At 73.1% G+C, this 26,469-nt stretch carries 27 protein-coding genes and 1 tRNA gene; 18 read left to right on the top strand and 10 right to left on the bottom strand.

Annotated elements, in window-relative coordinates; all coding sequences use genetic code 11:
• Nucleotides 1–4: 4 nt before the first annotated feature.
• Both HP550_RS03525 and HP550_RS03520 read right to left on the bottom strand, forming a co-directional pair.
• Nucleotides 5–580 carry a GNAT family N-acetyltransferase gene (locus HP550_RS03525; RefSeq protein ID WP_175346215.1) on the bottom strand — a complete coding sequence of 192 codons (576 nt, stop codon included), beginning with the start codon at nucleotides 578–580 and terminating at the stop codon, nucleotides 5–7.
• Entirely contained in the window at nucleotides 577–1,140 is a 564-nt protein-coding gene (locus tag HP550_RS03520) for a TetR family transcriptional regulator (protein WP_175346214.1), read from the bottom strand. Before HP550_RS03520 ends, HP550_RS03525 begins: the two co-directional genes overlap by 4 nt.
• Nucleotides 1,141–1,224: 84 nt before the next feature.
• Here HP550_RS03520 and HP550_RS03515 point away from each other — a divergent pair, with 84 nt between their 5' ends.
• Complete coding sequence (locus HP550_RS03515; protein ID WP_175346213.1) at nucleotides 1,225–2,124, top strand: SDR family oxidoreductase; 900 nt, start codon at nucleotides 1,225–1,227, stop codon at nucleotides 2,122–2,124.
• Here HP550_RS03515 and HP550_RS03510 read toward each other — a convergent pair.
• Both HP550_RS03510 and HP550_RS03505 read right to left on the bottom strand, forming a co-directional pair.
• A complete protein-coding gene (locus tag HP550_RS03510) occupies nucleotides 2,106–2,345 on the bottom strand; it encodes a DUF7455 domain-containing protein (protein WP_175346212.1) in 240 nt (79 codons plus the stop codon). The two genes, HP550_RS03515 and HP550_RS03510, sit on opposite strands and share 19 nt — an antisense overlap.
• A 116-nt stretch (nucleotides 2,346–2,461) precedes the next feature.
• A complete protein-coding gene (locus HP550_RS03505) occupies nucleotides 2,462–3,538 on the bottom strand; it encodes a DUF4190 domain-containing protein (protein ID WP_175346211.1) in 1,077 nt (358 codons plus the stop codon).
• 167 nt (nucleotides 3,539–3,705) lie between these two features.
• Between HP550_RS03505 and HP550_RS03500 the strand changes: the two genes are divergently transcribed.
• The 3 genes from HP550_RS03500 (at nucleotide 3,706) to HP550_RS03495 (ending at nucleotide 4,671) form a co-directional block, all read left to right on the top strand.
• Nucleotides 3,706–3,778: transfer RNA gene (locus tag HP550_RS03500), tRNA-Lys, on the top strand.
• 226 nt (nucleotides 3,779–4,004) lie between these two features.
• Nucleotides 4,005–4,139, top strand: coding sequence for a hypothetical protein (locus HP550_RS22620; RefSeq protein WP_281362112.1), 135 nt, complete (start codon nucleotides 4,005–4,007; stop codon nucleotides 4,137–4,139).
• 79 nt (nucleotides 4,140–4,218) lie between these two features.
• Complete coding sequence (locus tag HP550_RS03495) at nucleotides 4,219–4,671, top strand: hypothetical protein (protein ID WP_175346210.1); 453 nt, start codon at nucleotides 4,219–4,221, stop codon at nucleotides 4,669–4,671.
• A gap of 182 nt (nucleotides 4,672–4,853) precedes the next feature.
• Here HP550_RS03495 and HP550_RS03490 read toward each other — a convergent pair whose 3' ends face one another.
• The gene (locus HP550_RS03490) at nucleotides 4,854–6,632 is read right to left on the bottom strand and encodes a bifunctional metallophosphatase/5'-nucleotidase (protein ID WP_175346209.1); all 1,779 of its coding nucleotides are present in this window, start codon (nucleotides 6,630–6,632) and stop codon (nucleotides 4,854–4,856) included.
• Between the two features lie 130 nt (nucleotides 6,633–6,762).
• Here HP550_RS03490 and HP550_RS03485 point away from each other — a divergent pair, with 130 nt between their 5' ends.
• On the top strand, nucleotides 6,763–7,140 hold the full coding sequence (locus HP550_RS03485; RefSeq protein WP_210767616.1) for an HNH endonuclease: 378 nt from the start codon (nucleotides 6,763–6,765) through the stop codon (nucleotides 7,138–7,140).
• Here the strand turns inward: HP550_RS03485 and HP550_RS03480 are convergent.
• Nucleotides 7,124–7,942 carry a VOC family protein gene (locus HP550_RS03480; RefSeq protein ID WP_175346208.1) on the bottom strand — a complete coding sequence of 273 codons (819 nt, stop codon included), beginning with the start codon at nucleotides 7,940–7,942 and terminating at the stop codon, nucleotides 7,124–7,126. The genes HP550_RS03485 and HP550_RS03480 overlap by 17 nt on opposite strands.
• Before the next feature lie 9 nt (nucleotides 7,943–7,951).
• Nucleotides 7,952–8,452, bottom strand: coding sequence for a GNAT family N-acetyltransferase (locus HP550_RS03475; protein WP_343047962.1), 501 nt, complete (start codon nucleotides 8,450–8,452; stop codon nucleotides 7,952–7,954).
• 82 nt (nucleotides 8,453–8,534) lie between these two features.
• On the opposite strand from HP550_RS03475, the gene HP550_RS03470 reads away from it, so the two are divergent.
• From HP550_RS03470 to HP550_RS03455, 4 genes are read left to right on the top strand one after another with little or no spacing between them, the layout of a single operon-like run.
• The gene (locus HP550_RS03470) at nucleotides 8,535–8,999 is read left to right on the top strand and encodes an SRPBCC family protein (RefSeq protein ID WP_175346206.1); all 465 of its coding nucleotides are present in this window, start codon (nucleotides 8,535–8,537) and stop codon (nucleotides 8,997–8,999) included.
• The gene (locus tag HP550_RS03465; protein WP_175346205.1) at nucleotides 8,996–9,316 is read left to right on the top strand and encodes an ArsR/SmtB family transcription factor; all 321 of its coding nucleotides are present in this window, start codon (nucleotides 8,996–8,998) and stop codon (nucleotides 9,314–9,316) included. The genes HP550_RS03470 and HP550_RS03465 overlap by 4 nt, the downstream gene beginning before the upstream one ends.
• Nucleotides 9,317–9,356: 40 nt before the next feature.
• Nucleotides 9,357–11,048 carry a SulP family inorganic anion transporter gene (locus tag HP550_RS03460; protein ID WP_175346204.1) on the top strand — a complete coding sequence of 564 codons (1,692 nt, stop codon included), beginning with the start codon at nucleotides 9,357–9,359 and terminating at the stop codon, nucleotides 11,046–11,048.
• Nucleotides 11,049–11,091: 43 nt separating this feature from the next.
• Nucleotides 11,092–12,078, top strand: coding sequence for an aldo/keto reductase (locus HP550_RS03455; protein WP_175346203.1), 987 nt, complete (start codon nucleotides 11,092–11,094; stop codon nucleotides 12,076–12,078).
• 4 nt (nucleotides 12,079–12,082) lie between these two features.
• On the opposite strand, the gene HP550_RS03450 is transcribed toward HP550_RS03455, so the two are convergent.
• Nucleotides 12,083–13,573, bottom strand: a complete 1,491-nt coding sequence (locus tag HP550_RS03450; RefSeq protein WP_175346202.1) for an MFS transporter — start codon at nucleotides 13,571–13,573, stop codon at nucleotides 12,083–12,085.
• Nucleotides 13,574–13,705: 132 nt separating this feature from the next.
• On the opposite strand from HP550_RS03450, the gene HP550_RS03445 reads away from it, so the two are divergent.
• Nucleotides 13,706–14,308 (top strand): TetR/AcrR family transcriptional regulator C-terminal ligand-binding domain-containing protein, encoded by a 603-nt coding sequence (locus tag HP550_RS03445; protein ID WP_175346201.1) that lies wholly within the window; start codon nucleotides 13,706–13,708, stop codon nucleotides 14,306–14,308.
• On the opposite strand, the gene HP550_RS03440 is transcribed toward HP550_RS03445, so the two are convergent.
• Nucleotides 14,305–14,700, bottom strand: a complete 396-nt coding sequence (locus HP550_RS03440; RefSeq protein WP_175346200.1) for an SHOCT domain-containing protein — start codon at nucleotides 14,698–14,700, stop codon at nucleotides 14,305–14,307. The two genes, HP550_RS03445 and HP550_RS03440, sit on opposite strands and share 4 nt — an antisense overlap.
• A gap of 42 nt (nucleotides 14,701–14,742) precedes the next feature.
• On the bottom strand, nucleotides 14,743–16,356 hold the full coding sequence (locus tag HP550_RS03435; RefSeq protein WP_175346199.1) for a hypothetical protein: 1,614 nt from the start codon (nucleotides 16,354–16,356) through the stop codon (nucleotides 14,743–14,745).
• A 232-nt stretch (nucleotides 16,357–16,588) separates the two neighbouring features.
• Between HP550_RS03435 and HP550_RS03430 the strand changes: the two genes are divergently transcribed.
• Genes HP550_RS03430 through HP550_RS03395 form a run of 8 tightly spaced genes read left to right on the top strand, consistent with a single transcriptional unit; the run spans nucleotide 16,589 to nucleotide 26,461 of the window.
• On the top strand, nucleotides 16,589–17,803 hold the full coding sequence (locus HP550_RS03430; protein ID WP_175346198.1) for a toxic anion resistance protein: 1,215 nt from the start codon (nucleotides 16,589–16,591) through the stop codon (nucleotides 17,801–17,803).
• Between the two features lie 9 nt (nucleotides 17,804–17,812).
• Nucleotides 17,813–18,337 (top strand): hypothetical protein, encoded by a 525-nt coding sequence (locus HP550_RS03425; RefSeq protein ID WP_175346197.1) that lies wholly within the window; start codon nucleotides 17,813–17,815, stop codon nucleotides 18,335–18,337.
• A complete protein-coding gene (locus HP550_RS03420) occupies nucleotides 18,334–19,785 on the top strand; it encodes an AAA family ATPase (protein WP_175346196.1) in 1,452 nt (483 codons plus the stop codon). Before HP550_RS03425 ends, HP550_RS03420 begins: the two co-directional genes overlap by 4 nt.
• Nucleotides 19,782–21,059 carry a hypothetical protein gene (locus HP550_RS03415; protein WP_175346195.1) on the top strand — a complete coding sequence of 426 codons (1,278 nt, stop codon included), beginning with the start codon at nucleotides 19,782–19,784 and terminating at the stop codon, nucleotides 21,057–21,059. Before HP550_RS03420 ends, HP550_RS03415 begins: the two co-directional genes overlap by 4 nt.
• Entirely contained in the window at nucleotides 21,056–22,015 is a 960-nt protein-coding gene (locus HP550_RS03410; RefSeq protein WP_175346194.1) for a transporter substrate-binding domain-containing protein, read from the top strand. Before HP550_RS03415 ends, HP550_RS03410 begins: the two co-directional genes overlap by 4 nt.
• Nucleotides 22,012–23,124 carry a hypothetical protein gene (locus tag HP550_RS03405; protein WP_175346193.1) on the top strand — a complete coding sequence of 371 codons (1,113 nt, stop codon included), beginning with the start codon at nucleotides 22,012–22,014 and terminating at the stop codon, nucleotides 23,122–23,124. The genes HP550_RS03410 and HP550_RS03405 overlap by 4 nt, the downstream gene beginning before the upstream one ends.
• Nucleotides 23,121–25,418, top strand: coding sequence for a serine/threonine-protein kinase (locus tag HP550_RS03400; protein WP_175346192.1), 2,298 nt, complete (start codon nucleotides 23,121–23,123; stop codon nucleotides 25,416–25,418). The genes HP550_RS03405 and HP550_RS03400 overlap by 4 nt, the downstream gene beginning before the upstream one ends.
• Nucleotides 25,403–26,461 carry a protein phosphatase 2C domain-containing protein gene (locus HP550_RS03395; RefSeq protein WP_343047961.1) on the top strand — a complete coding sequence of 353 codons (1,059 nt, stop codon included), beginning with the start codon at nucleotides 25,403–25,405 and terminating at the stop codon, nucleotides 26,459–26,461. Before HP550_RS03400 ends, HP550_RS03395 begins: the two co-directional genes overlap by 16 nt.
• Nucleotides 26,462–26,469 lie beyond the last annotated feature (8 nt).

The raw sequence follows: 26,469 nt of genomic DNA, 5'->3' as shown, positions 1-26,469 counted from the left end.
CCCATCATCCCAGCCCGCGGAGCTCCCGACGCATGATCACCCGGGGGCGACCGCCGCTGTGGCCCGTCGTCTCGCCGGCCTGGCTGAACCCGGCGGCCTCGAACAGGCGGCGGGTCCCCACATAGCCCGAGATGAGATCCACGCGGTCCCCGCCCTCGACCGCGATCGGGTACCCCTCGACGACCTCCGCGCCGCACGACCGCGCGTGCGCGACCGCGCCCTCGAGCAGCTCGTGCATCAGCCCCCGGCGCCGGAACGCCGGCCGGACCACGAAGCAGACGATGCTCCACGCGTCGCGGTCGTCGACGAACGGGATGGTCCGCGAGCGCATGAGCCGCCGGTAGGAGCTGCGCGGTGCGACCGAGCACCATCCCGCCGCCTCGCCGTCGACGTACGCGAGCACTCCCGGTCCGGGTTCCTGCGCGCACTCGTCGCGCATGTACTGAGCGCGCTCCTCGTTGGGCACGCGGCTGTCGCGGTACGCCATGCACCAGCACCCGCTGCCGCCCGGCTTCTTGACGCCGACGACCTCGTAGAAGCTGTCGTAGCGCCCGACCGCGGGGAGCACCTCCACCGTCACGACGCCACCACCGCGCGCAGGTCGACGAGAGCGCCCTCGATCGCGGCCGCCAGGCTCGTCGACGGCGCCCCGGACACCCACCGCTCGAAGCCGAGACCGAACACCGCCACCCCGGCCTGCGCGGCCAGCGCGGCGGCGGGATCGGGTACGCCGCGGGCGCGCAGGGCCTCCGTCGCCGCACTGCCCAGTCCGGCCATCTTGAGCAGCTCGCGCTCCTGGAGTGCCGGGTTCGCCGCGATCACGGTGGCGCGTCGCCGCGCGTGGTCGCGGCGCTCCTCGAGCATCGCGCCGGCGTCGGCGAACGCCCGACCGATCACCTCGATCGGGGGCAGGCCGGCGGGCGCGGACGCGATGGCGTCGACGAGGCGGTGCTCCAGGGTGCCCGAGCCGTCGAAGAGCACCTCGCGCTTGTCGGCGAAGTGCCGGAAGAACGTCCGCTCGGTGACGCCGGCGCGCTCGGCGATGTCCTCGACGGTCGTCTGCTCGAACCCGCGCTCGGCGTACAGCTCCAGCGCCACGCGTGCCAGGCGACCGCGCGCGTCCGGCTCCCATCGACCCATGCCACGAGTGTAGTGATGACAGCGACTGACATTGCGCGTAGGGTCCTGATGACAGTTGCTGACATCACCTGAGGGAGCTCATCCATGCACGTCTTCGTCACCGGCGCCTCCGGCTGGATCGGCTCCGCCGTCACCGCGGAGCTCCTCGCCGCCGGCCACGAGGTCACCGGGCTCGCCCGCTCGGCGGAGTCCGCGGCCGCGATCTCGGCCGCCGGCGCCGCCGCGCACCGCGGCAGCCTCGACGACCTCGAGAGCCTCCGCGCGGGGGCCCGGGCCGCCGACGCCGTGATCCACCTCGGCTTCAAGCACGACTTCTCCGACATGCCCGGTGCCTGGCGCACCGAGCGCGCAGTCGTCGAGACGTTCCTCAGTGCGCTGGAGGGGTCGGACCGCCCGTTCCTGCTCGCGTCCGGCGTCGCGGGCCTCACGCCCGGTCGGGCCGTGACCGAGCGCGACGCCAACCCGAGCCACGGCCCGGACGGCATGCGCGGCGGCGCCGAGAACCTCGCGCTCGAGCACGCCGACCGCGGGGTCCGCTCGGTCAGCCTGCGTTTCGCGCCCACCGTGCACGGCGAGGGCGACCGCGGCTTCGTCGCCACCCTTGCCGGTGTCGCCCGCAGCACCGGCGTGGCCGGCTACGTCGGGGACGGCTCCGCCCGCTGGCCCGCCGTGCACAGGCTTGATGCCGCCCACCTGGTGCGCCTCGCGCTGGAGGGGGCACCCGCCGGGACCGTGGTGCACGCGGTCGCCGAGGAGGGCATCGCGACGCGACAGATCGCCGAGGCCCTCGGTCGCGGGCTCGACCTGCCGACGCGGTCGATCGACCCGGCCGACGTCGACGGCCACTTCGGCTGGATCGGCCGGTTCTTCGCGCTCGACATCCCGGCGTCCAGCGCCCTGACGCGCGACCTGCTCGGCTGGGAGCCGACGCACGCAGGGCTGCTGGGGGACCTCGCGGCCGGGTACTACACCGACGCGGAGTAGCTCGGCTCGTCCAGGCGGTGGCGCTCGTCCTGGACCACGGCGCCCGCCGCGACCAGCTTGAGCTCGTGCGCCCGGAAGTGGTGCCCGCAGAACAGCAGCTCCATCCCGTCGGCCGTCGGGAGGGTCGCCCGGACGAACGCCTGCGCGCCGCACCGGTCGCAGCGGTCCTGCCGGGTGAGCTCGGCGGCCGTCACGGTGGTCTCGATGGTGGTGGCGGTCATGTCCGGGTGCCTCGTCTCGCTCGGGTGGCGGAGCTCGCGCTCCGTGGTTCTGCCCATCCGAACGGCCGGCCCCGGGCCACCATTCCGGTGTTCGCCCAACGGGGAACTCGAGGTGACTACTCCGGTCCTGTGACCGACCCGTCGAGCACCGACCCGCGCAGCGACGGGGAGTCGGTCGCCAGCGCGCAGTACGCCGTCGTCGCACCCGCCGACCAGTCGTCCGGGTGCGGGAAGCTGACGTCCGTCCAGACGGTCCACTCGTCGAGCATGCCCGGCGCATCGCGCTCGATCTGCGCCGAGCACTCAGCGAACCCTTGGCTGTACCCCGCGTCCGTCGGGTCCGAGGACGAGTCGACCGGACCCGACAGCGGCAGGACCGCCACGATCTCCATGGCGTGCGCCTCGCCGCAGTCCACCGGCTCGGCCGTGCCGAGGTCCCACGAGTCCGGGTACTCGCGCAGGCAGTCGCCCACGACGAGGTCCGAGCGCAGCGTGTAGTCGGGAATCTCGTCATGGAACGCCAGACCGCTGGCGACGACGGGGTTCGACGACGCCCACACCGCAAGCCACACCCACCCGATGCACACGAGCGTGCTCACCGCACCGACGATCACACCCGCGATCGCCATCCCGCGACCCTTCGTGCCGCGCCGCCGGATCCTGCGCAGGGCACCGATCCCTAGGCCCACACCGACCGGCCCCGGAGCTCCCCCGAGGACCAGCAGACCCGCGATGCTGGTCACGAGCGAGGCGATCGCCAGACCGTCCGTCGGCGGCTCGACGACGCCGCCGTACCCGAAGACCGGGCCTCCGGGCATGCCGTACGCCGGCGGCCCACCGAAGGCTGCGGGGGGCCCGTACGACGGCTGCGGTGCACCGTACGGAGCAGGCGAGCCGTACGCGGGAGGCTGCACGAACGGAGCTGCCTGACCGTACCCGGCGGGGGGCGGGTACATGCCCGGCTGGGCATACATGCCGGCCTGGCCGTGGAGCGGTGCGGGGAGGAACGGCTGGGGTGCAGCGGGCGGGCCGAAGGGCGACGCAGCCCCTGCGCTCGGCGGGGCGTACGGAGACGTTGCATCCGCGGCGGAGCGGGTCTCGTCCACCAGCCGCGGGGCGTCGACCGCCGGGCGAGGTCCGCCCGGCAGGGCGAACGGCGTCCCGCTGGGTTCGTGTCCCGTCTGCTCACTCATCCGGCGCACGGTAGCGGAGGCGGCGGTCGGTGCGCCGGGGTCTCGGCGGCGTTCACCCGGGCGCCGTACCCCGGCGATCCAGGGCCGACGCCGGGCGAAGTCGCGTAGCCTCCAACCGGAGGGGTCGGACTGCTCCGCAGTCGCGACGGTTCTCGTCCCCGTCCCCCGGGCCTCTAGCTCAATCGGCAGAGCAGCGGACTTTTAATCCGCGGGTTGTGGGTTCGATCCCCACGGGGCCCACCCAGGTGTCGTCGCAGTCCAGGGCTGTGCGAGGCCCCGATCGCCGTCGTGTCGAAATCCACCCGACCGGCTGTCGCGTTCGCCTTTGCACGACCACAGCCCGTCCGATGGGAGGGGTAGGGCAGTCGGCGCACCCGCGTGGCGGAGGACCGGCTGTGCGCACGGTCAACGGTGTTCCGGCAATGAGGCCGGCGATGCCATCACCGACGCGAAGAGGGGTACGGCCATGACGGTGAGCACCGGACTCGAGGACGAAGAGCGCCCGACCGGCGAGGTGCCGGCGTTGCCGACGGGGTTCGGGCACCCCGCTGCACACCGCTCGGTCCCCAAGGATCTGAGGTACGAGCTCGTCGCCGCGTGAGATCCCACCGTGGGCATCGTCCCGATCACTACGGTTGCCAGGTGAGGACGTTCCGCGACGACGACCGGGGTGTGGGCACGTGACGGCACGAGTCGGGCCGGCTCGGTGGCGGATCGTGACGCCGTACGGGAAGTTCGTCTACCTGTTCCTCGCGTCGATCGTCGTCGCTGCGGTCACGGTCACCGCGTCGCTGACGATGGGCTCGTGGGCGGGGTCGCTCGCGTCGGTGCCCCTCCAGCTGCTCGTCGTCGGGTTCGCCGCGCGCAACTTCCGGGACGCCGAGATCGAGTCGCTCGAGGCGCCGCGCGCGTGGTGGCGGATGACCGCACGACCCCTGTCCGGCTTCGTGTTCGGCGCGCTCTTCCTCGTGCAAGCGGTGTGGGTCACGCCCTCCGCGTTCCGGAAGCCCGACGCGTGGGCCGTCGTGCTCGGCGTGCTGACGTGCGCGCTCCTCGGAGCCGCCCTGATCCGATCGTCACTGCGTCTCCGAGCGGACGTGAGTGGGCGGTCGGCCGGGCTCAGCCTGAGCTGAGCCCGGGTCGGCTCACCAGCGCGGCGCAGGGCTCGTGAACACCGAGGTGCTCGACCCGAACGGTGCCGACGCCTGGTGACCGTGTGCGCTCCGGCGGCGACGGCCGACGCCGCCCACCTGCACGCCGGGGGAGGCGCCCGCGGGCTGACCGCCGACCCGCAGCCCTGATCGTCACCCTGCGATCACGGCACCACCGTGATCCGGTTCTGCGGCCCGGGGCCCTTCGGTCCGGCGCCCAGGTACGCCGCCAGCGAGTCGACGTCGAAACCGGGTGCGGTCACCCGGTCGGTGGCGACCGTGAGGTTGGTGAACCCGTCACCCCCGTTGGCGAGGAAGTCGTTGGTGGTGACCCGGTAGGTGCCGGCCGGGTCGATCGGCGTGCCGTTCAGCGCCAGGTTGCTGACCCGGCTCCCGAGCGCCGCGGACGACGAGTAGGTGTAGGTGAATCCCTCGGACACCTGCAGGATCTTGGTCGTCGTCTGCCCGGCGTAGCCCGCGAACTGCTGCTCGAGGACCTCCTTGAGCTGGGCGCCGGTGAGCGTCACCGTGGCCACCAGGTTGTTGAACGGCTGCACGGTGAACACCTCGCCGTACGTCACCTGGCCGGGCGCCTCGCCCCCTGGGGAGTTCGTGTAGATGAGGTCCGCGCGGATGCCCCCGGGGTTCATCAGCGCCAGCTGCACCCCGGCCGAGGTGGTGTAGGCGACCATGCCGTCGGCGATGACGTCGCCCAGTGCGCTCTCGCCGGCGGCGTTCCCCGTGCGGGTGATGTCGGCCGTGATCGACCCGACGACCCGGTTGGCGAGCGGTGCTACCGCGGCCCGGTACTTGTCGGCGATCACCTTGGCCTCGGGGTCGACCGTGGCCGGGTTGCGGACGTACACGCCGGGCGCCGACTGCTGCCAGGTCCCGTCCGGGTTCTTGACCCCGTTCTCGACGATGAGGTTGTGAGCGTCGGCGGAGACGATCTTCTTCGTCTTCTTGTCGAGGGTCATGCTGATGTCGGTGAGGATCGTGCCGTTGCTGCCGGCGCTGGTCACGACGGTCGGTGCACCGGACGAGTTGGGCAGCGCGCAGGTGTAGGAGCGGTGCGTGTGGCCGCTGACGACCACGCCGTACGCCGGGTCGAGCTGCGACACGATGTCGGTGACGGCGCCCGAGAAGCCGACGCACCCGCTCGGGTCCTGCGGAGCGGGCCCGGTCTGCTGCCCGCCCTCGTGCAGCAGCAGGACGATCGACTTCACCCCGAGCCACTTGAGCGCGCGGGCGTACTTGTTGGCGGTCGTCGCCTCGTCGAGGAAGTTCACGTTCGTGATGCCGGCGGGGTTGACGATGGCCGGGGTCCCCTCGAGCGTCATCCCGACGAAGGCCACCTTCACGCCGCCGACGTTCTCGATCGTGAACGGCTTGAGGATCGGCAGACCGCTCTTCTTGTAGACGACGTTCGCCGCGAGCATCGGGTAGTCGGCCCCGGCGAACCCGTCACCGTCCAGGCACCCGTCGACCGGGTGGCAGCCGCCCTTCTGGAGGCGGAGGAGCTCGGGCACGCCCTCGTCGAACTCGTGGTTGCCGACGCTCGTCACGTCGAGCCCGAGCGAGTTCATCTCGTCGACGGTCGGCTCGTCGTGGAACGCGGCGCTCACCAGCGGGCTCGCGCCCACGAGGTCACCGGCCGCGACCGTGAAGCTGTAGCGCGACTCCTGCTCCTGCTCGGCCCGCAGCTTCTTGACCGCCGTCGCCAGGTACTCCACGCCGCCGGCCGGGGTGCCGTTGACCAGCCCGCCGCTTCCGGTGGGCGGGTCGATCGCGCCGTGGAAGTCGTTGAAGGAGATGAGGTTGACGGTGACCGTCTTCGGTGACGGGTGCTTCCCACCTGCCTGGGCGGGGATCGCGGTGGTCGAGACGAGAGCCAGGGCTGCTGCGACGGCGGCGGCGACCTGACGGCCACGAAGGATCTGCATGGGGGCTCCTCGAGACGGGCTCGGACACCAGCCACCCTGCCTAGTTTGGACCGGTTTGGGAAGGGGCGGCGGCAAGACCCCACCCGCGCGGTTGCGCAGGGGACGCCTGTGACCTGACTACCGTGAGGTCATGCCGTCCAGCCGCACCCGCCAGGCGCGGTACGCCACGCGTCGCAAGCGGCGCATGGCCGCCGTCCAGCACGACCTCAGCCCCGAGCAGTGGCAGGCGCTCACCGCGGCGTGGGGCGGGTGCGCGTACTGCGGGGCGAGCGACCGGCCACTGCAGCGCGACTGCGTCCTGCCCATCTCGCGCGGCGGGCGCTACACGCTCGACAACATCGCCCCGGCGTGCGGCTCGTGCAACGCCAGCAAGTGCAACGACGAGGTCACCGGCTGGCTGCGGCGCAAGAAGCTCGACGAGCGGGCGTTCCTCGAGCGGCACGTGCGGATCCAGGCGGAGCTCGCCGCGCGGTTCCCACGCGAAGGGCCGGTCAGGACGGGGGAGTGAACTGGCTCCCGCTGAACAGCGCGCCCTGCGGGTCCTGGATCGTGGTCGTGAGGGCCCACGGGGTGTCCTCGCTGTCCAGCACCGTGCCGCCGTGCGCGGTGGCCAGTGCGGCGGTCGCGTCCCGGTCGGCGACGGCGAACGTGACGTGCCAGTGCGGTGCCTCGTTCTCGACCGCGGGTGCGACCCAGCCGATCGCGTCCTCGAACCCGGGGGGCACGGAGACTTCTGCCTGACGTTCGCGGATGTCCGGGTCGGTGGTGGCCGCCAGGTGGTCGCCGTAGCGGGGCATGCGGATCATGGTGCCGAAGCCGAGGTCGGCGAACTCCCACCCGAACACCCGCGTGTAGAACGCGGTGGCCGGCTCGTCGCTGCGCAGGTCGCTGAAGTTCCAGGTGCCGGGCGCGTTGACCAGCTGTGCGCCGAGCCGTCGCTTCGGCTGCCAGAGCCGCAGCGGCACGCCCTGCGGATCGGTGAAGCCGGCCCAGGTGCCGCCCTTGCCCGCGACGGTCGGGCCGGTGGTCACGACCCCGCCCGCGGCGGTGATGCGGTCGAGGACCGACTCGAGGTCGTCGGCCGCCACGTACGTGTGCCAACCAGGATCGTCGGCTCCCTCGCCGACGCCCGCGACGTCGAGCCCCTCCACCTGCGCGATCACGTACCGCGGCGCCCCCGGAGGGCTGGCCTGGTGGAACGTCCAGCCGAGCACGGCGCCGTAGAACTCCAGTGCTCCGTCGACGTCCCGCTGCTCGATGTCCACCCAGGACGTCACGCCCTGCGGGTAGGTCCGCTGCTGCTGCGCCATATGTCCAACTTAGGCGCTACCACCCACACGGAGCGAGGCCTCCAGCAGGGTGCAGGAGAAGTCGGCGAAGTCCACCTGCCCGACGGTCCGGAACCCGTGCGACTCGTAGTACGTGCGCAGGACCGGGTTGGTGGTCCGGCAGTCGAGCCGGAGCAGCTCGACGCCGGCCGCGCGTCCCTGCGCCGCCGCCCAGTCGAGCAGTGCGGGGCCGAGCCGGCGACCGGCGGCGCGGCGGTCGACCATCAGGCCGTGCACGTAGGCCGCGGGGGTGTCGTCGTCGCCCCAGAAGTCGGGGTCCGTCCACAGCAGCCGGACCGTGCCGGCGAGCCCGAGCTCGTCGTCGCGGACGACGTGCCACTCGCCGGCCTCGACCTGGGTGGCGATGCGCTCGCGGGGCAGGGAGCCCCGCGGCCACTGCACGGTGCCGTGCGCTGCCATCCAGTCCTCGAGCGAGCGGCGCAGGGCGTGGATCGCGTCGACGTCGGCGGGGACGGCGGGGACGGGGAGCACGTTCCCGACCGTAGCGGTTGCAACCCAGAGGTTGCTCGTGCAACTCTGAAGTTGCACGCACTCACCGTCGAGAGGATCTCCCATGGCGTCCGTCGACCCGCAGGCGACGATCGACACCGAGCGCTACCAGGTGACGCGCACCGTGCACATCCACGCGACGCCGGAGCGGGTGTGGGACGCCCTGACGCGGGACGACCTGATCGCGCAGTGGTTCGGGAGCACCGCCGACCTGCCGGACCTGCGGGTCGGGGGCGCGGGGACGTTCGGGTTCGAGGGCTACGGCGAGTTCCCGGTCCGCATCGAGGAGTACGACGAGCCCGTGGTGTTCGCCTTCACCTGGGGATCGCCGGGCGAGCCGCTGCGCGCCGACAACTCGACCCTGGTCCGGTTCACGCTCGTCGCCGACGGGGACGCCACGCTGCTGACGGTGGTGGAGTCCGGCTTCGACCTGCTGGCCCGGGACCCGCTGGTGGCGATGGAGAACAACCGCGGCGGCTGGACCGCCGAGCTCGACGAGCTGGTCACCCTGCTCGAAGGCGCGGCATGAGCGGCCCCGCGCTGGCGCCCGTGTTCGCGGCGCTGGCCGACGACACCCGGTGGCAGATCCTGGCCGAGCTGGGGCGCTGCGACCTGTCGGCGTCGGCCCTGGCCGCCCGGCTGCCCGTCACGCGGCAGGCGATCGCCAAGCACCTCGCCCTGCTGGCCGAGGCGGGGCTGGTGGAGCCGGTGCGGGCCGGGCGGGAGATCCGCTACCGCGCGCTCGGCGCCCGGCTGTCCGAGACGGCTCGCGCGCTGGAGGCGATCGGCGCCGAGTGGGACCGCCGGCTCGCGGCGATCAAGCGGCTGGCGGAGGAGCGGTCCTGAGGGACTGACGCCGGCGGCGCCCCGTCGCTAGTGTCCAGAGATGGCTGCGAAGCGTCGCCGCTGGTCCGACCGCGTGCCGATCGTCGGCGTGCTGCGCACGTACGACCGTCGGTGGCTGCGTCCCGACGTGGCCGCGGGTGTCGCGGTCGCGGCGCTGATCGTCCCCAAGAACCTCGGCTACGCGGGGATCGCGGGCATCCCGCTCCAGAACGGCCTGTACGCCGCCGCGGCCGGCGCGATCCTGTACGCGATCTTCGGCACCAGCCGGCAGATCTCCACCGGACCGAGCTCCGGGCTGGCCGCGGTGGCCGCCAGCGCGGTGCTCGCCGCCGGGCTCACGGGCACCGACGTGGCCTCGTTCGTCGCGGGGATCACCCTCGTCTCCGGCATCGTGTTCGTGGTCCTCGCGGTGCTCAAGATGGGCTGGATCGCGCAGTTCCTCTCGCGGGCCGTGGTGACCGGCTTCCTGTTCGGGGCGGCGATCGACGTGGTCATCGGCGAGCTGCCCAAGCTCACGGGGACGAGCGCCTCGGGCTCCACCCCGCCGCAGGAGCTGTGGTCGTGGCTCGGCACCCTCGGTGATGCGCACCCGGCGACGCTCCTGGTCGCCGTCGCCGCGCTGGTCACGGTGTTCGGACTGCGGCGCATCGCCCCGCGCGTGCCCGGCGCGCTCGTCCTGGTGGTCGGCGGGCTGCTGGCCACCTGGCTGCTCGACCTGGGGGAGCGCGGCGTCGCGCTGGTCGGCGACGTCCCGCGCGGGCTCCCGTCGGTCGTCGTGCCCGACCCCGCCCTGCTGCTCGACCACGTCGCGACCGTGGCGCTCGCCTCCGTCGCGCTGGTGATGATCGGGTTCTCCCAGACCGCAGGCGACGCCCGCACGTTCGCCGCCCGGCACCGCTACCGCGTCGACATCGACCAGGAGTCGCTCGCCCAGGGGGCCGCCAACGTGGGTGCCGGCCTGGTGCAGGGCATGCCGGTGTCCACCAGCCTGTCGGCGAGCTCGCTGAACGACCGCACCGGAGCGCGCACCCCCGTCGCGTCGCTCACGTCGGGCGCGATGGTCCTGCTCACCCTGCTGCTGCTGGCGCCCCTGTTCTCCGGGCTGCCCACGGCGGTGCTCGCGGCGATCATCATCGAGGCCGTCGTCATGGGGATGATGGACGTGCCGGCCATGCGCCGGCTGTTCCGGGTGCAGCGGTTCGACTTCTGGATCGCGATGGTGGCGCTGGTGAGCACGCTGGTGGTCGGCGTGCTGGCGGGGGTGCTCGTCGGGATCGGTCTGTCGCTGCTGTGGCTGGTCTCGGTGACCACGCGCCCGTCCCTGCCGGTGATGGTCCGCGAGCCGGGGACGCAGGTGTTCCGTGAGCTCGACGAGCACCCGGAGGACGAGCCGGAGCCGGGCATCGCGGTGCTCCGCATCGACGGCGGTCTGTTCTTCGCCACCGCCGACGCGCTCGAGGACCGGGTGCGCGAGGTCGCCGACGCGGTCCCGGGGCTGACGGCGATCGTGATCGACTGCGGCGCGATCACCTTCGTCGACGCCCAGGGCGCCGCGGTGCTGCACGAGGTGCTGGACCTCGCGGCCGACCGGGAGCTGGCGGTCCGGCTGGCGCGGGTCAAGCCGTCGGTGCGGGCGACGCTCGCGCGCGACGGCGTCGTCGACCGCGTCGGTCCCGACCGGTTCCACGGGAGCGTGCACCGTGCGGTCGAGGCCCATCGGAACGGGTACTGACAGGGCCTCCTAGATCGGGACCGGCAGTCGTACGGTCGATCGCATGGACACACGCACACTCGGAAGCGACCTGGTGGTCTCGGCGATCGGCCTGGGCTGCATGGGCATGAGCCAGAGCTACGGACCCAACCCCGGCGACCGCGACGACATGATCGCCGTGCTGCGCGGCGCGGTGGACCGCGGCGTCACCTTCTTCGACACCGCGGAGGTGTACGGGCCGTTCGTCAACGAGGAGCTGGTGGGCGAAGCGCTCGCGCCCGTCCGGGACCGGGTCGTGATCGCCACCAAGTTCGGCTTCGACATCCAGGACGGGAAGTCCGTCGGCGTGAACAGCCGGCCGGAGCACATCGCCGCGGCGGCCGACGCCTCGCTGCAGCGGCTCGGCATCGACGTGATCGACCTCTACTACCAGCACCGCGTGGACCCGGACGTGCCCATCGAGGAGGTCGCCGGGGCGGTCAAGGAGCTCATCGCCGCGGGCAAGGTCCGGCACTTCGGCCTGTCCGAGGCGGGCGCCGGCACCATCCGCCGCGCCCACGCCGTGCAGCCCGTGACCGCGCTGCAGAGCGAGTACTCGCTGTGGACGCGGGACCCGGAGGCCGAGGTGCTGCCGGTGCTCGAGGAGCTGGGGATCGGCTTCGTCCCGTTCAGCCCGCTGGGCAAGGGGTTCCTCACCGGCACGGTCGACACCGCGACGACGTTCACCGAGAAGGACATCCGCACGACGATCCCGCGGTTCACCGAGGAGAACCGCCAGGCCAACCAGGCTCTCGTCGACCTGGTCACGGCTGTGGCATCGCGCAACGGAGCGACGCCGGCGCAGGTCGCGATCGCGTGGCTGCTGGCCCGCAAGCCGTGGATCGCGCCCATCCCCGGGACGCGCCGCCTGAGCCGGCTCGACGAGAACCTCGGTGCCGCGCGGCTCGCGCTGAGCACCGAGGACCTCGCCGAGCTGACCCAGGCCGCCGACCGGATCGGCGTGCACGGCAACCGCTACAACGACGCCGGGATGGGCATGGTCGGGCTGTAGGGGGTCAGTGCGCGAGCACCGGCTCCGCGTGGGCGGCGGCCGGTGCCGCGTCGGCCAGGCGGGCGGCCCGGTCGGCGCGGGTGCGGAACAGGGCCGCCGTGAGGACCGCGCCGAGCAGGAAGATCCCCGCCGACCACGAGTACGCCACCGAGAAGCTGTGGATGGCTGCGTCGGCCATCACCTGCGGCGTTGCGGGCACGCGGTCCGCGACGTAGGCGGTCGCGGCGGTGGCAGCCAGGGTGTTCAGCACCGCGGTGCCGATCGCCCCGCCCACCTGCTGGCTGGTGGAGACCATCGCCGATGCGGCGCCCGCCTGGCGCGGGGAGATGCCGAGCGTCGCGATCTGGAACGACGCGGGCATGATCGAGCCCATCGCGATGCCCATCGCCACCAGCCCGACGACCACGTGGCCGTAGCTGCTGCCGGCGTCGAGGGACGTGAACCAGACCATGGCCAGCGCGCCGACGGTCATGCCGATCGGCACCAGCAGCTTCGGGCCGAACCGCGGCACCAGGATGTTCGACTGCACCTGCGCGGTGATGATGATGAAGACCACCATCGGCAGGAACGCGGTACCGGTCTGCATGGGCGTGTACCCGAGGGTCAGCTGCAGGTAGTAGGTGAGGAACAGGAATACCCCGAACATCCCGGAGCCCGCGACGAGGATGGCGAGGAACCCGGCGCCACGGTCGCGGTCGAGCACGATCTCCAGGGGCAGCAGCGGGTGCTCGGCAGTGCGCTGGCGACGGACGAAGGCGACCAGCAGGACGACGCTGGCGGCCAGCGAGCCCCAGACCACCGGAGCGTCCCAGCCCTGGGGCTCGGCCTGCGAGAACCCGAACACGAGGGCGAACAGACCGGTGGAGGCCAGGACGACCCCGGGCACGTCGAACCGGCTGCGGTGGGTCTCGTCGGTGCGGGACAGCAGGACCGACCCGGCGACGAACGCGACGATCGCGATGAGGACGTTCACGTAGAGGTTCCAGCGCCAGTTGAAGTTCTCGGTGAGGTAGCCGCCGAGCAGCAGGCCGATGGCACCGCCCATGCCGGCGATCGCGCCGAACACGCCGAACGCGCGGGCGCGCTCGTTGGGCGCGGTGAACGTGGTGGTCAGGACGGAGAGCGCGGCGGGCGCGAGGAGCGCGCCGAACACGCCCTGGAGCGCGCGCGCGGCGATCAGCAGCTCGAAGCTCTGGGCGGCACCGCCGAGGGCGGACGCCAGGGCGAACCCGATGAGCCCGACGAGGAACATGCGGCGGCGGCCGAACATGTCCGCGAGCCGGCCGCCGAGCAGCAGCAGGCTGCCGAAGGCGAGCGCGTAGGCGGTGACGACCCACTGGCGGTCGTTGTCGCTGAACCCGAGGTCCGCCTGGGCGGAGGGCAGCGCGATGTTCACGATGGTCGCGTCGAGCACGACCATCAGCTGGGCAAGGGCGACCGTCGCGAGGACGAGCCAGCGCTGTCGGCTCTCCGGTGCGGTGGTGACTGTGGACATGGGGATGCTCCTGGGACGTCGTGGTCGGTGGAGCGAGAGTAATATGGAACCGGTGAGTTTCGGAACCCCTCAGTCTCGATTTGTGTCAGCGCTACGCTGGCGGCCGAACCAGCAGCAAGGAGAAGGAGCATCGTGGAGGACGGGTCGACGACGATCACGCGCCGCCCGGGCCGACGACGCGACGGGTCGAAGGACGACGCGATCCTCGTCGCGACGCGCGAGCTGCTCGCCGAGCGCGGCTACGACGGCATGACGATGGACGCCGTCGCCGAGCGCGCCGGGGCGGGCAAGGCGACGGTCTACCGCCGCTGGCCGTCCAAGGTGCAGCTCACGGTCGACGCCGTCGTCTGCATGCGGGGCGTCGCGCCGACGGCCGACGAGATCCCCGACACGGGTTCGCTGCGCTCCGACCTGCTCGCCGTCCGCTTCGGGAAGCCGCGCACGGACGACTCCGAGCTCATGTCCGGCCTGTGGTCCGCGGTGCGGGAGAACCCCGAGGTCGCCGCCGTCTTCCACGAGCAGTTCGTCCGCTCCCGGGTCGGTCTGATGCGCGGGCTGCTGGAGCGCGCGCAGGCCCGCGGCGAGCTGCGCCCGGACATCGACCTGGAGATGGTGGCCGCCGTCGCGCCCGCGATGATCGCCTACCGCAAGATGGTCGCGGGCCAGAAGATCGACGACGAGTTCGTGGTGCAGATGATCGACACGGTCATCCTGCCGCTGGCCACGGGCCGCTAGCCCTCCGCGAGGACCCTCGCCTTGGCCGCCGCATACTCCGCGTCGTCCAGGTGGCCGTCGCGGTGCAGCGCGCTCAGCCGCTCCAACCGGGTGGTGACGTCCGGGGCCGGGGCCGGGGCCGCGGGCTCGTCGGTCGGCGTCCCGTGCGCGTGCCGCGTGCGCTGGAACGTCTCGGCGCCCTCCTTGGCGGCGGACGTGGCGCCCTTCACCAGCGCGACGCCGGTCTCGCCGACGACGACGACCGCGGTGGCGCTCTTCGACGTCAGGGACTCCTTGGCGGTCTCGCTCAGCGGCAGCTTGCCGATGCCGGTGGCCATGAGGCGCTGGACGTCGTGCGCGATCCCCAGCCGCTGCAGGCGGTCCTCGAGCGACCCGGTGTCCTCGGTCGACATGTGTGCTCCTCTGCTCGTCGGCGTGCCCTGACCCGCATCCTCTCAGGCCGCCGCCAGCGTGGTCACCGTGCCCGCGGCGCCGCGGTACTTCAACGCGCCGTCGGCGACGAACAGCACCCCGCCGGTCGTGGCCGTCGCCGGGGTGGCGCTGCTGCGCAGGAACAACCCGCCGTCGGTGCCCAGCTGGTTCGGTCCCCGTCGGTACAGGAGCGTGTCGCGCTCCGTCGCGCCGGTGCCCCACCCCAGGGTGCCGTCGACGAGGGCGACGAACCGCCGCTGGGGGTCCCCCGTGACCTCGCCCTGGATCACCCGCGCGGTCGGGTCCGTGCCGGCGACGAGCATCCCCTGTCCACCGGCGGCCAGCGGCGTCACGGTGATCCCCACCCCGCCGCGCTGGGCGACCTTGAGGCCTGCCGAGGTGCCCGCCGCGCCACCGACCGCGACCAGCCCGGTCAGCCGGTCCACGGCCACCGGCGAGTCCTGGTACGCATTGCCCGCCCGGTAGCGACGGAGCTCCAGGTTGGCGTCGTTCTCGGTCGCCCGCAGGATCCAGCGGGGCTGCCGGGCGCCCACCTCGGTGGCGAACACCAGGTCCTTCGGGTGGGAGTCTGTGCCGACGATCCGCAGCTGCTCGTCCGCCGCGCCCACCTGGAGCTCGAAGTCGGCCATGTGGGTGCGGACGGCCGAGCGGTCGGTGCCGATCTTGCCGGTCACCGGGTCGACGAGCTTGATCTCCAGGCGGGTGCGCAGGGCGCCCTTGGCGTCGGGGACCTCGAAGTTGATGTGCCCGTGCCAGAGGTTCTTCTCGAGCGAGCCGGGGTCGTCGTTGTTGAGGAAGTGCGCGCCGATCCACGCGATGGTCACGGGCGTGGTGGGGTGCGTGGACAGCCAGGTGTAGTCGCCGTCCGGGTAGTGCGGCGTCGGCCAGCTCCCCTGGTACGTGAGCATGCCCTTGGCGCGGGCGTCCTTGAGCTGCACGCGGAGCGACTCCCCGTAGGAGCCGAAGTGCGGCTGGTACGTCTCCAGGACGATCCGGCCGGTGGAGTCGTAGATCCCGGGACCGCCGGCGGTCCCGCCCGCCGGAGACGACTTCACCAGCAGGGTGCTCGGGTGGGCGGTGGTACCCACCTGGAGGTCGTCGTCGAAGACGGTCCTGGCGGTGGGGAGGACCACGCCGCCACGCAGGTGCGCGCCCGCGGCCGCCGGCGGTGCGGTGGCCGCGGCTGCGGTGCCGGCGACGAGAGCGGCTGCGCCGGCGCGGAGGGCGTCGCGACGCGTCAGACCGCGAGCGGCGGGAGGCCCGGCGGTCGCGAGCATGAGGCGCAGGTCGGGGCCGGTGCTCGTCGGCAGGTCGAACGTCCGGCGGACCGGCGCCACCCCCGCGAGCTGGACCGTGAGCGTGTAGGTCCAGCCGGTGACCGGCCGGCCCGCCCCGTCGCTGAAGCCCGGTTGGTCCGTGGTCGCCAGGGGGATCGCCGCGGTGCCGTCGCCGCCCAGGGGAACGACGGCAGGTCGGGGGCTGATCACCGCGGCGGTCGCGTCCCAGACCCGCGCGGTCGACGACTCCACGGTGACGGTGCCGGACCAGGGTTCCCCGAGATCGTCGAGGAACGGACCGACGTGCACGGTGGCGGTACGGATGTCGGACGGCAGCATGGCTCCCCCTCGGGCCGGCGACGTGCGTGCCGTCGATCATGCGCGGACGCGGGGCGGGAGACCAGAGAGCGTGCTGTTCGCCGCTAGGCGAAAACGCAGGTCGGCCGCCCGGGCACCGGCTTCGGCGGAGGGCCCCGTGCTAGTGTCCGCTGGAGGACGACTTGACCATTCCATGACCATCGAGGATGCGGGCGATCAGGCCCACTGCGCCGCCCGGACATGAAGGACGACGATGACCGACGCAGCCCCCTTGCAGCCCCCCGCGCCGCAGTCCGTCTTCGCGCTCGAGGCTCCCACTCCGATGGCTCCCGTGGCGGCCACGCAGGCGCCCGCGATGGCCCCGCAGATCCCCGAGTCGGCGCTCCCGGGTCTCGACGCCAAGGTCAACTCCTACGTCGACGGCCTCATGAAGGCCCAGGTGGGATCGCCGGAGCTGGCCAGCAAGGCCGACGACATCCGGCTCATGGGCGACGCCGACATCCGCGCGGCCGCCGACACCTCGAACCGGCTGCTCCAGATGCCCGTCAAGGAGCTCCGCGAGGGCGGCGTCTCCGGCACGTCGCAGGTGAGCAAGTCCCTGCTGGACCTGCGCAAGACGGTCGAGAGCCTGGACCCCAGCGAGGCCACGATCGGCAAGAAGCTGCTCGGGCTCATCCCGTTCGGCGACACGCTCACCGACTACTTCCGCCGGTACGAGAGCTCGCAGAAGCAGATCGACGCCATCGTCCGCGCGCTGTACAACGGCCAGGACGAGCTGCGCAAGGACAACGCGGCGCTCAACCTGGAGAAGCAGCACCTCTGGGACACGATGGCCCGCCTGCACCAGTACATCTACGTCGCGGAGTCGCTGGACACGCGCGTGTCGACGGCCATCGCGGAGCTCGACGCCACCGATCCCGCGCGGGCCAAGGCGCTGCGCGAGGACGTCCTGTTCTACGTGCGCCAGAAGCACCAGGACCTGCTGACCCAGCTGGCCGTCTCGATCCAGGGCTACCTGGCGATCGACATCATCATCAAGAACAACATCGAGCTCATCAAGGGCGTCGACCGCGCCACGACCACCACGGTGGCCGCCCTGCGTACGGCCGTCATCGTCGCGCAGGCGCTGAACAACCAGCGGCTGGTGCTCGACCAGATCACCGCGCTGAACGCCACGACGACCGGGCTGATCGCGTCGACCGCGAAGATGCTCAAGGAGCAGTCGGCCGGCATCCAGGAGCAGGCCGCGCAGGCCACGGTCGGCCTGCCGCAGCTGCAGCAGGCGTTCACCGACATCTACGCGACCATGGACTCCATCGACACGTTCAAGGTCAAGGCGCTCGACTCGATGGCCACCACGATCGGGGTGCTCGAGACCGAGACGACGAAGGCGCGCACCTACCTCGACCGCGTCAAGCGCGCGGACACCACGGACGTGGCCAGCGGTTCGCTCGATCTCGGCACGTAGGCGCCACAGATGAGCTGGTTCGCACGCCTGAGGGGGCGGCGTCGGGAGCCCGAGCTTCCCCCTGCACCGCCCGCGCCGACGACGGCGGACATCGTCGCGTCCGCGCACCAGGTGGAGCAGCAGATCGCGGGCAAGGTGCCGGCCGCGGTGACTGCGCGCGTGCTGCGGATCACCCGGACGGTCGACGAGATGGCTCCGCGGCTGGACCGGCTGGGCGCCGGCAGCCGGCAGGCCCACACGGTCGTCGCGACCGCCACGAGCTACCTGCCCGAGGCGGTGGGCGGCTACCTGCGCCTGCCGCGGGACTTCGCCGACCGGCGCGTGGTGTCGAAGGGCAAGACCTCGCTCATGGTGCTCTGCGACCAGCTCGACCTGCTGGGCGTCACCCTGGACAAGATCTCCGACGCCGTCTCCCGCGAGGACGCCAACGCGCTCGTGGCGCACGGGCTGTTCTTGGCGGAGAAGTTCGGCGGCACCTCGCTCGCGCTGGCCCCGGAGGCCGGCCTCGACACGCCCCAGGTGGAGCGCCCGTGACCCTGACCGACGCCCTCGACACCCTCGAGACCGTCGGCGCCGCTGCCGGTCTGGAGGGCGCCGCCGCCCGTGACGAGGGCGCGCGCCTCGCGGCCGCCGTCGCCGAGTCGATCCCGGGCGCGGCCGCCGCCTGGCTCACGGCGGTCGGCGCGCACGAGGCGACGTTCGGTGCGTTCTTCGCGGCGGCCTCCAGCGCGCGGCGCTGGCGGTCGTCCCCGACGGACCTGTTGGCCGGGCTCGTCGGGACCCCGCACGCCGCCGCCTACGCCGGCGCGCTGGCCGACGTGGTGTCTGCGGCCTGCGACCTCGGACCCGCTCCGATCGACGTGATCGCGCGTGCCTCGGCCACCGCCGCGGTGCAGCGTGCCGCGGTGGACGGGCGGGGCCCGGTGGCGCCCGAGCTGCCGTCCGCGTTCGACCTGCCCCGCATCGACCCGTCGGCGTTCGACCTGTCCGCCCTCGCGCTGCCGCCGCAGCCGGGCGCCGGGGAGCCGGGGCTGGTCCCGGTCCACGCGACGCCCGTCGCCGGCACGACCTTCGTCCCCGAGGAGAAGCCCGCCAAGACCCTCGAGGAGCTGCTGGCCGAGCTCGACGCCCTCGTCGGCCTGCGCCGCGTCAAGGCCGAGATCCGGCAGCAGACCCAGCTCCTGCGGGTCGAGCGCCTGCGCACCGAGGCCGGCCTCACGGCGCCCACCCTGACCCGGCACCTGGTGTTCCTGGGCAACCCGGGCACGGGCAAGACGACGGTCGCGCGGCTGGTGGCCGGCATCTACCGGGCGCTCGGGCTGCTCACCAAGGGGCACCTGGTCGAGGTGGACCGCTCCGAGCTGGTCGCCGGGTACCTCGGGCAGACAGCCGTGAAGACGTCGGAGGTCGTCGCGACCGCGCTCGGCGGGGTCCTGTTCGTCGACGAGGCGTACGGGCTGGCCGAGGACCAGTACGGCGCGGAGGCGGTGAACACCCTGGTCAAGGACATGGAGGATCACCGCGACGACCTCGTGGTGATCGTTGCCGGCTACCCCGGGCCGATGGCGACGTTCCTGGCCACCAACCCCGGGCTGGAGAGCCGGTTCTCCACGACCGTCGAGTTCGACGACTACACCGACGTCGAGCTGCGGGAGATCTTCGCCCGCGCCGCGACGAAGGCCGACTTCGAGCCAACGCCCGAGTGCCTGGACCGGTTCGAGGAGCTGGCGTCGTTGCAGATCCGCGACGAGGGGTTCGGGAACGGCCGGTACGCGCGCAACGTGCTGGACCAGGCGATCACCAGGCACGCCTGGCGGCTCCGGGACGTTGAGCAGCCGACGGTGGAACAGCTGCGGCTGATCCTCCCGGAGGACCTGGTGCCAGCGGCCGACGAGCCGGTGCCCGACGAGCCGGTGGCCGACGGGCCGGTGGCCGACGAGCCCACCGCAGAGACCGACGCCCACATCGAGGAGTCCGCGTGACGCAGACCATCGCCCTTCAGGCGGCCACCCCGGCCGCGGGGCCACCCGCGCACCGCACCGGGCTGCGCGGCGCCCTGAGCCGCACGCCCGGACGCCTGCGCGTCGCCGGCGTCGTGTCCGTGCTGGCCGCCGCCGCCGTGGGCGTGATCGGCCTCAACGCCGGCCTCGCGCAGTCGCAGGCGCTCTCCGACGCCGACGCCGACACCACCCAGCTGGTCGGCATCCAGGACGTCCGCAACGACCTGGTGGTGGCCGACGCCACCGCCACCAACGCGTTCCTCGTGGGCGGCCTGGAGCCGCCGGAGCAGCGCGCCCGGTACGACGAGGCGATCGTCTCGGCCTCGAACGGGCTCGCGCGGCTGGCCGGCTCCAACGGTGCCGACGCGGACCTGCTCGGGCAGGCGAACGCCGGCCTGACCACGTACACCGGCCTGGTCGAGCAGGCCCGCGCCAACAACCGGCAGGGCTTCCCCGTCGGCGCCGCGTACCTCGACCAGGCGTCGGCCGTCCTGCGCACCGACGTGCTCCCGCACCTGGACGACCTGGTGCAGGCCAACACCGACCGCGTCGACTCCTCGTTCGACTCGGTGGCGTCCGTGCCGTGGCTGCTCGCCCTGGGCATCCTCGCCCTCGCGGTTCTCGTCGTGGTGCAGGTGTGGCTGGCCAAGCGCACGCACCGCCGCCTGAACGCGGGGCTGTTCTGGTCCACGGTCCTCGCGCTCGCCGCGACGATCGGTGGGGCCGTGGTGCTCGGGTCGGCCGCGGCGAAGGCCGGCGACGCGCGCAGTGGCCCCTACGACGCGACGGTCTCGGTGTCGCAGGCGTACTCGCTGGCCAACGACGCGAAGTCCCAGGAGTCGTTCACGCTCATCAAGCGCGGCTCGGGGGCGACGTACGAGGAGCAGTTCGTGCTCAAGACCGACGAGGCGAGCGAGCTCCTCGCCCGGCCCACGGTCGATCCGGCTCTCTCGCCCCTGCTCGACACCTGGGTCGCGTCGCACCAGGAGATCCGGGCGCTCGACGACGGGGGCGACTGGGACGGCGCGGTCGCGCTGGCGATCAGCGAGGAGCCGGGCGCCCCCAACGACCTGTTCGCGCAGTTCTCGACCGCCGCATCCAGCAGCCTGGAGGCCAGCGCCGCGCAGACGCACGACGCCCTGTCCGGCTCCGGCGGGTCGTCGGTCCTGGTCGGCTGGCTGATGCTCGTCGTCGGCCTGCTGGCGGCGGTCCTGTCCTGGCGCGGCATCTCGACCCGAGTGGAGGAGTACCGGTGACCACGACACGTTCGACCCGCCTGGGTCTCGGAGCAGTCCTCGCCTCCCTCGCGCTGGTCGCCGGCTGCGCGGGCGCACCAGCCGCCGAGCCAGCGGGGCAGCAGCAGGCCGTGGCCTCCGTCGCTCTCCCCGCCGCGACGGTCTGCGACGACGCCAACGAGTCCACGACCTCCTACGCGCCGGCACCGGGCGGCGCGACCGTGGACGCCATCCGCACCCGCGGCGCACTGCGGGTCGGGGTCTCGGCCGACACCCTCCTGATGGGCTCGCGCAACCCGCTGTCGGGCCAGATCGAGGGCTTCGACATCGACATGCTGCGCGCCGTCTCGACCGCGATCTTCGGCGACCCGAACCGGCTCCAGTTCCGCGTCATCACGTCCGCGCAGCGGCTGGAGGTGCTGGAGAACCACGAGGTCGACCTGGTGGCCCGCACGTTCACCATCAACTGCGAGCGCTGGGAGACCATCGCGTTCTCCGCCGAGTACCTCACCGCCGGGCAGAAGGTGCTGGTCACGCGGGACTCGGAGGCGCAGAGCATCGAGGACCTCGAAGGCCTCGGCGACCAGCGCGTCTGCGCCCCGGAGGGGACCACCACCCTGGAGCGGCTCGAGGAGACGTACCCCGGGGTCGAGGCCGTGAGCGCCCCGACGCACACCGGGTGCCTGGTCCTGTTCCAGCAGGGCAAGGTCGACGCGATCACCGGGGACGACACGATCCTCGCCGGGTTCGCCGCGCAGGACCCGTACGCCAAGGTGGTCGGCGAGGCGTTCAGCGCCGAGCCGTACGGCATCGGCGTCGCCGCGGACCAGGTCGACCTCGTGCGGTTCGTCAACGGCGTGCTCGACCAGGCCAAGGCCGACGGCACCTGGGCCGCCTCCTACGACCGCTGGCTCGGTGCGCTGGGGACCGCCCCGGCGCCGCCGGTCTCGGTGTACGGGCGGGTCGGTAGCCCGTGAGCGGACCCGAGGCGCCCGAGGCGCCCGGGCGGCTCGGGGAGCCGATCCCCGCACCGGAGCTGCTCCGCTACCTCAGCGGGCTCGAGGCCTGGCTGGCCAACCGTCGCACCGAGCTGGACCGGTTGGACCAGGCTGCGCAGGCGTCGCCCGCGTCCGAGAGCTACACCGACGACGTGCTGCTGGCGCTGACCATGTGGCAGGCGATCCGGTCCCGCACCGACGAGCTGGTGGTGGTGTGGGACTCGGGCCGGGCCGACGCCGTGGCGCGCGAGAAGATGTCGCAGCTGGTCTGGGGCCGGCTGGACTCGGGGCTGGGCGCCGCGCTGGTGTCGCTGGTCGAGGCCGTGACCCTGTGCGACGCGATGATCTCGCAGGTGCGCGCGCGGCTGTCGTTCGACCCGGACACCGCCGACCAGGCGTCGCGGCTGCGTGGTCTGCGGGCGGGCCTCGTCCGCTGCGAGGACCTGGCCGGCGTCGACACCGCTTCGCGCGAGCTGATCGAGACCCTGCGCACGCGGGAGCGGAAGCTCGTCGCGCAGGCGGCCCGCGGCGCGGACATCTCCGGACCGCTGGCGGAGCTCGAGGCGCGCGCCGCCCTGGCCGAGCGCGACCTCATCGTGCAGGTGTCGCAGCGGCGCACGCTCGAGAAGGGTCGCGCCGACGCCCGGGACACGATGGCGGCGCTGGAGACCCGCGAGCCGACGCTGCACCAGCTGGCCGAGCGGTGCCGCCGCGAGATCGCGCACCCGCCCAAGCTGGCCGTGCCGGACGTGTCCCGACTGGGCGCCGTGCCGGACAGCCGCACGGAGCTCGACGCGTTCGTCGACCGGCTCGCCGCCGTCGGCCGCGCGTTCGACGCGGTCGCCGACGCCTACAGCAAGCCCCTGCGCGAGCGGGCCGAGCTGCGCTACCGGCTCGAGGGCGCCCGCGCGGCCGCCGACGCCAACGGCCGCAGCGCGTCGCCCACGGTCCGCTCGGGGTACGACGAGGCCCGCGCCGTCGTCGCCCAGACGCCCTGCGACCTCACCCTGACCCGCTTCCTCGTGGAGCAGTACGAGTACCTCAGCCGCGACCTGCCCACGGTGGGTCAGGAGGGACGACACCGATGATCGCCTGCACCGAGCCCGGCTGCACGGGCACCTACGAGGACGGCTACTGCAACGTCTGCGGGTCACCGCAGACCGCGACAGCCCCGGCGTCCGGCACCCCCGCGTCAGCGACCTCGCTGCTCGGCACGGGGGTCGCCCAGGCGAGCCCTGACCGTGCCGCGGCCGCCGCCGACCCCGACGCCGAGCGGTCCACCCGCACCGGGCGCACCAGCTCGAGCCGGCTGGCCACGGCCGCCCTCGGGTCGGCGCGCACGGCGGCCACGGGAGGCACGCGGCCCACCCGCCGCGTCGGCACCTCCTCGACCCGGCTGCGCGGCGCACGCCTGGGCGCCGGCCTCACGACCGTGCCCCCGGCTCCGGTGCAGGACCCGCTCCAGGCGGTCATGGCCGTGCCCGAGGTGCCCGAGCGCAAGCGCTTCTGCCCGGCGTGCGGCGCCGAGGTCGGCCGGTCGCGCGACGGGGTCCCCGGCCGGACCGCGGGGTTCTGCCCGAAGTGCGGCAACCACTTCGACTTCACGCCGACGCTGAACCCCGGTGACGTGGTCGGCGGGCAGTACGAGGTCGTCGGCTGCCTGGCCCACGGTGGCCTGGGCTGGATCTACCTGGCGCGGGACCGCAACGTCTCGGGCCGGTGGGTGGTGCTCAAGGGCCTGCTCAACTCGGGGGACCCGGACGCGTACGCGGCGGCCATCTCTGAGCGCCAGTTCCTGGCCGAGGTCGAGCACCCGCTGATCGTCGAGATCTACAACTTCGCCATGCACGAGGGCGCCGGCTACACCGTCATGGAGTTCGTCGGCGGCCGGTCGCTCAAGCAGATCCTGCACGACCGTCGCGAGGCCGCGGGAGGCGTCAACACCCCGCTGCCGGTGGACCAGGCGCTCGCGTTCGTGCTCGAGATCCTGCCCGCGTTCGCCTACCTGCACGACGTGGGCCTGCTGTTCTGCGACTTCAAGCCGGACAACGTGATCCAGCAGGGTGACGCGGTCAAGCTCATCGACCTGGGCGGCGTGCGCCGGATCGACGACCTGGACTCGGCGATCTTCGGCACGGTCGGCTACCAGGCGCCGGAGGTGGCCGAGGTGGGGCCGTCCGTGGCGTCGGACATCTACACGATCGGCCGCACGCTGGCCACGCTCGTGCTCGACTTCCGCGGCAACACCAGCACCTACGTGGCGTCGCTGCCGGCGGTCGCGGACACGCCGGTGTTCCAGACGTACGACTCGTTCTACCGACTTCTGGCCAAGGCGTGCGCGCTCGACCCGTCGGACCGGTTCGCCACGGTCGACGAGCTGCGCGCGCAGGTCCTCGGCGTCCTGCGCGAGGTCGTCGCCACCGACCGCGGCCCCGGCAGCCCCGCGCTGCACTCGGCGGCGTCGGTCCTGTTCGAGGCGCCCACGTCCGACGAGGCCGGTCACCCGCTGGCCTGGGACCAGCTGCCCGCGCTCAAGGTCGACGCCAGCGACCCGGCGGCCAGCTGGCTCGCCGGCGTCAACGTGAGCAACCCGGACCAGCGCCTCGCCGCGCTGGCCGATGCCCCGGACGAGACCGTCGAGGTGCGGCTGCGGCGCGCGACCGCGGCGATCGAGGCCGGGCGCCAGGACGTGCTCGACCAGACGCTGTCGCAGATCCTCACCGACGACCCGTGGGAGTGGCGCGCGGCGTGGCTGGGCGGTCTGGCGCAGCTGAGCACCGGTGACCCCGTCGCGGCGCGCGCCTCGTTCAACGCGGTCTACGGGCAGGTGCCCGGAGAGCTGGCGCCCAAGCTCGCGCTGGCCACCGCGTGCGAGCTGAGCGGCGAGCCGGACATCGCCGAGTCGCTCTACATCATCTGCGCGCGCTCGGACGCCAACTACACGGCACCGGCCGCGTTCGGGCTGGCCCGCATCCGCCGGGCGCGGGGCGACCTGCCCGCGTCGCTCGCGGCGCTCGACCTGGTGACGCCCACGCGCAGCTCGTACGTGGACGCCCGGATGCTGCGCGCGCAGCTGCTGGCCACGTCCAGCGGTGACCTGCGCGCGCTGTCCGACGCGCTGGCCAGCGTGCAGTCGGTCTCCATCGAGCCACGGGCGCGGGCCGCCCTGCGGGTCGATGTGCTCGGGTCCGCGCTCGCCGCGGTGCTCAAGGACGGGCCGTCGAAGACGGTGCAGCTGGGCGCGGTGCCGGCGCGGGAGCCCGACCTGCGCGACGCGCTGGAGGGTGCCCTGCGCGAGTACGCCGCCCTGGCCCCGACGCCCGACGAGCGGATCGCCCTGGTGGACCGGGCCAACGACGTGCGTCGGTGGACCACGTGGTGACCTGCCCCAGCTGCGGCACGGTCGCCGCCGACGGCTCGGCGTTCTGCGAGCACTGCGGCACCGCCCTGGGCGCGTCGGCGCCGGCGGCGGTCGCCGTGCTCGAGACGCCTGACGAGCCGGCCACCCCGGTCTGCCGGTCCTGCGGCGGGACGATCGCGCCCGACGGCTACTGCGAGCACTGCGGCGAGCTCGCGGTCAGCGCGCGCGACCACTGGACCGAGCTGCCGTCCCCGCTGGTCGGCGGGGTCTGCGACAAGGGCCGACGCAAGAGCCGGAACGAGGACGCGATGGCGCTGGCCGTGGTCGGCACCACGGCGGTCCTGGTGGTCTGCGACGGCGTGTCCAACATCCCCGACTCCGACGTCGCGAGCCTCGCCGCCTCGCGCGCGGCACGTGACGTGCTGGCCACCGCGGAGCCGCAGACGGTCTCCTCGTGGTCCGCGCTGCTGATCACCGCGGCGGCGGCGGCGGACCAGGCCATCGCCGACGCGGTCGGGGACATGACCGGCCGTGCCGAGCCCCCGTCGTGCACGTTCGTCGCGACCGTCGTCGACGGTCCCACCGTCGTCGCCGGCTGGCTCGGAGACTCCCGCGCGTACTGGATCCCCGACGAGGGCGACTCCCACCAGATCAGCGTCGACGACTCGGCGGCGAACGAGATGATCGCGCGCGGCATCCCGCGGGCGCGCGCCGAGGCCTCTCGCGAGGGGCACGCGATCACGCGCTGGCTCGGGCCCGACGCCGAGACGGTCGTCCCCCAGACCGCCACCACCCGGGCGCAGGGACCGGGCTGGGTGCTGGTCGTCTCGGACGGCCTGTGGAACTACTGCTCCGAGGCCGCCGACGTCGCGGACCTGCTGCACCGCACCGCCGAGAAGGTCGGCCCGTCCCCGGACGCGATCGCCGGCGAGCTGGTCCGCTGGGCCAACGAGCAGGGCGGGCACGACAACATCACCGCCGCGCTGGCCCGCGTCGCCGCACCCTTCGATACTGTCCAGACCGAAGAGACGGTGTCGGCCCAGTCCGCACCGCCCGCAGCCTGAGGAGCCAC

Source organism: Cellulomonas humilata (assembly GCF_013359775.1).
Lineage (GTDB): Bacteria > Actinomycetota > Actinomycetes > Actinomycetales > Cellulomonadaceae > Cellulomonas > Cellulomonas humilata.
Note: the sequence above shows the minus strand (reverse complement) of the source record. Positions and strands in the feature narration are given on the sequence as shown.

Bases quoted from the DNA above. Each gene is read 5' to 3' on its own strand.
- HP550_RS03520 (WP_175346214.1), bottom strand. From the start codon at position 1,140: ATGGGTCGATGGGAGCCGGACGCGCGCGGTCGCCTGGCACGCGTGGCG.
- HP550_RS03515 (WP_175346213.1), top strand. From the start codon at position 1,225: ATGCACGTCTTCGTCACCGGCGCCTCCGGCTGGATCGGCTCCGCCGTC.
- HP550_RS03510 (WP_175346212.1), bottom strand. From the start codon at position 2,345: ATGACCGCCACCACCATCGAGACCACCGTGACGGCCGCCGAGCTCACC.
- HP550_RS03505 (WP_175346211.1), bottom strand. From the start codon at position 3,538: ATGAGTGAGCAGACGGGACACGAACCCAGCGGGACGCCGTTCGCCCTG.
- HP550_RS22620 (WP_281362112.1), top strand. From the start codon at position 4,005: ATGACGGTGAGCACCGGACTCGAGGACGAAGAGCGCCCGACCGGCGAG.
- HP550_RS03490 (WP_175346209.1), bottom strand. From the start codon at position 6,632: ATGCAGATCCTTCGTGGCCGTCAGGTCGCCGCCGCCGTCGCAGCAGCC.
- HP550_RS03485 (WP_210767616.1), top strand. From the start codon at position 6,763: ATGCCGTCCAGCCGCACCCGCCAGGCGCGGTACGCCACGCGTCGCAAG.
- HP550_RS03480 (WP_175346208.1), bottom strand. From the start codon at position 7,942: ATGGCGCAGCAGCAGCGGACCTACCCGCAGGGCGTGACGTCCTGGGTG.
- HP550_RS03470 (WP_175346206.1), top strand. From the start codon at position 8,535: ATGGCGTCCGTCGACCCGCAGGCGACGATCGACACCGAGCGCTACCAG.
- HP550_RS03465 (WP_175346205.1), top strand. From the start codon at position 8,996: ATGAGCGGCCCCGCGCTGGCGCCCGTGTTCGCGGCGCTGGCCGACGAC.
- HP550_RS03460 (WP_175346204.1), top strand. From the start codon at position 9,357: ATGGCTGCGAAGCGTCGCCGCTGGTCCGACCGCGTGCCGATCGTCGGC.
- HP550_RS03455 (WP_175346203.1), top strand. From the start codon at position 11,092: ATGGACACACGCACACTCGGAAGCGACCTGGTGGTCTCGGCGATCGGC.
- HP550_RS03450 (WP_175346202.1), bottom strand. From the start codon at position 13,573: ATGTCCACAGTCACCACCGCACCGGAGAGCCGACAGCGCTGGCTCGTC.
- HP550_RS03440 (WP_175346200.1), bottom strand. From the start codon at position 14,700: ATGTCGACCGAGGACACCGGGTCGCTCGAGGACCGCCTGCAGCGGCTG.
- HP550_RS03435 (WP_175346199.1), bottom strand. From the start codon at position 16,356: ATGCTGCCGTCCGACATCCGTACCGCCACCGTGCACGTCGGTCCGTTC.
- HP550_RS03430 (WP_175346198.1), top strand. From the start codon at position 16,589: ATGACCGACGCAGCCCCCTTGCAGCCCCCCGCGCCGCAGTCCGTCTTC.
- HP550_RS03425 (WP_175346197.1), top strand. From the start codon at position 17,813: ATGAGCTGGTTCGCACGCCTGAGGGGGCGGCGTCGGGAGCCCGAGCTT.
- HP550_RS03400 (WP_175346192.1), top strand. From the start codon at position 23,121: ATGATCGCCTGCACCGAGCCCGGCTGCACGGGCACCTACGAGGACGGC.